This is a genomic window from Nonomuraea sp. NPDC000554 (assembly GCF_040300065.1).
Lineage (GTDB): Bacteria > Actinomycetota > Actinomycetes > Streptosporangiales > Streptosporangiaceae > Nonomuraea.
This window is the reverse complement of sequence record NZ_JBEPDC010000070.1, coordinates 1-1,899: the sequence shown is the minus strand read 5'-3', so window position 1 is coordinate 1,899 and position 1,899 is coordinate 1. Positions and strand designations below refer to the sequence as shown.

The 1,899-nt window shown below is 67.5% G+C and carries 3 protein-coding genes; 2 read left to right on the top strand and 1 reads right to left on the bottom strand.

All coding sequences use genetic code 11. The annotated features are described in order from the left end of the window. Positions 1-892 (top strand): IS630 family transposase (locus ABT294_RS50655; protein ID WP_350813738.1); only part of this gene is annotated, 892 nt, incomplete at its 5' end. Between the two features lie 73 nt (positions 893-965). Here ABT294_RS50655 and ABT294_RS50650 read toward each other — a convergent pair. Then, entirely contained in the window at positions 966-1,343 is a 378-nt protein-coding gene (locus ABT294_RS50650) for a nuclear transport factor 2 family protein (protein WP_350813737.1), read from the bottom strand. Positions 1,344-1,462: 119 nt separating this feature from the next. Between ABT294_RS50650 and ABT294_RS50645 the strand changes: the two genes are divergently transcribed. Then, on the top strand, positions 1,463-1,816 hold the full coding sequence (locus ABT294_RS50645; protein WP_502912253.1) for a transposase: 354 nt from the start codon (positions 1,463-1,465) through the stop codon (positions 1,814-1,816). Positions 1,817-1,899: the final 83 nt, after the last annotated feature.

Sequence of the window (1,899 nt, the reverse complement as noted above, 5' to 3'; positions counted from 1 at the left end):
CCCTCGGTGGGCGGGAGGCCGTCCCCGCCAACTCAGCTCTGACGAGGAGGACTTCGTCATCCAGACGGCCACCACCCGCCCCACCAAGCTCGGCCAGCCCTTCACCCGCTGGTCCCTGCGCAAGCTCGTCGCCTACCTGCGCAAAGTCCACGGCCGAATCATCCGGATCGGCCGCGAGGCGTTACGCTGCCTACTCGCCCGCCGCGGCATCACCTTCCAGCACACCAAGACCTGGAAGGAATCTCCCGACCCCGACCGCGAGGCGAAGCTGGACCGGATCGAGGAGGTCCTTGACCGCTTCCCCGACCGGGTGTTCGCCTTCGACGAGTTCGGGCCACTGGGGATCCGTCCCACCGCGGGCTCGGGCTGGGCCGAGCGCAAACGCCCCGACCGACTGCCCGCCACCCACCATCGCACCCACGGCGTCCGGTATTTCCACGGCTGCTACTCGATCGGTGACAACCGGCTGTGGGGCGTCAACCACCGCAGGAAGGGTGCCGCGAACACGCTGACCGCGCTGAAGTCGATCCGCGCCGGCCGCCCGGACGGAGCCCCGATCTACGTGATCTTGGACAACCTGTCCGCCCACAAAGGCGCCGACATCCGCCGCTGGGCGAAGACGATCAAGGTCGAGCTGTGCTTCACCCCGACCTACGCGTCCTGGGCCAACCCGATCGAGGCGCACTTCGGACCCCTGAGGCAGTTCACCATCGCCAACTCCAACCACCCCAACCACACCGTGCAGACCCGGGCCCTGCACGCCTACCTGCGCTGGCGCAACACCAACGCCCGCCACCGCGACGTCCTGGCCGCCGAACGCAAAGAACGCGCCCGCATCCGCAGCGAGAAAGGCATCCGCTGGGGCGGACGCCCCCTCGACACCGCAGCCTGACCAACCGCGAACCGCAGCCCCGGAGCGCCGAACAGGCCGGTTCAGGAGAAGGACGGCGCCAGAGAAGGATGACTTAGGAGGCGGACGGCTCGATCTCCCCCGCGAAGACGATGACCTGGTCGATGAGGCTCCGCCGCAGATGGACGACGTCCGTTCCCGCCAGGCGGGGACCTCCATCCGGCATGGTGAAGACCCACTGGTACCGGGCCCACTCGTCAGGCATGTCTACCGCCGAGCAGCGCACCATCGTGCCGGTCCCCGCCGGGTGGCGCCGGATGTCCAGCACGAACCGCTCGACCGCCTCGATCCCTTCGCTGCGGCCCAACGGCCCCCAGAAGACCACGTCCGAGGTCAGGGCCTGGGAGAGCAGCGCAGTCACATAGCTGTCGTCCGAGGTGTTGAACGCGGAGATGAACGTGTCGATCGCGGACCGCGCGGTCTCTTCCTGCATGTACCAGTAATACCAGTCGCTTCGCGAAACGCGGTCGGCCCGTTTAGTTGAAGATCGCTCGGGTTGCTGTGTTGATCTTGGCTGGTCAGCACGGTATGACCTCGGGTTCGTGAGACAGCGTGCGCAGTGGGGCGGGGCCAGCGTCGCGCATTGACTTTTGCCGTGGGAACGAGGCGGCCTTGATCCGGGCCACCGAAGTGGACGAAACGGCAGCTCTCGACAGGATCCGGTGGCGGACGCGGGCGGGTGCGCCCTGGCGGGACGTCCCTGCTCGCTATGGCGAGTGGGAGACCGCGTACGGGTTGTTCCGATGCTGGCAGCGGGACGGCACATGGGCGCGGGGCGTGCGGGAGTTGCAGGCCCTTCGCGTCCGCGCCGGCCGACAGCTCGCCACCCGAGAGGGCGCCAACCAAGTACGCCGGAAGGGGCAGCGGCTTGATATAGAGGCAGATATCGAGCTACAACCCCGATGAGTTGCATTTGATGCGACGACTCATCGGAGTGCGCGCGGAGTGGTGATGTGCAGCTGGAGTGCTGGTGGAGGTGTGCATCGGGT

Coding starts and splice junctions, on each gene's coding strand:
- ABT294_RS50650 (WP_350813737.1), bottom strand. CDS start 1,343: ATGCAGGAAGAGACCGCGCGGTCCGCGATCGACACGTTCATCTCCGCG.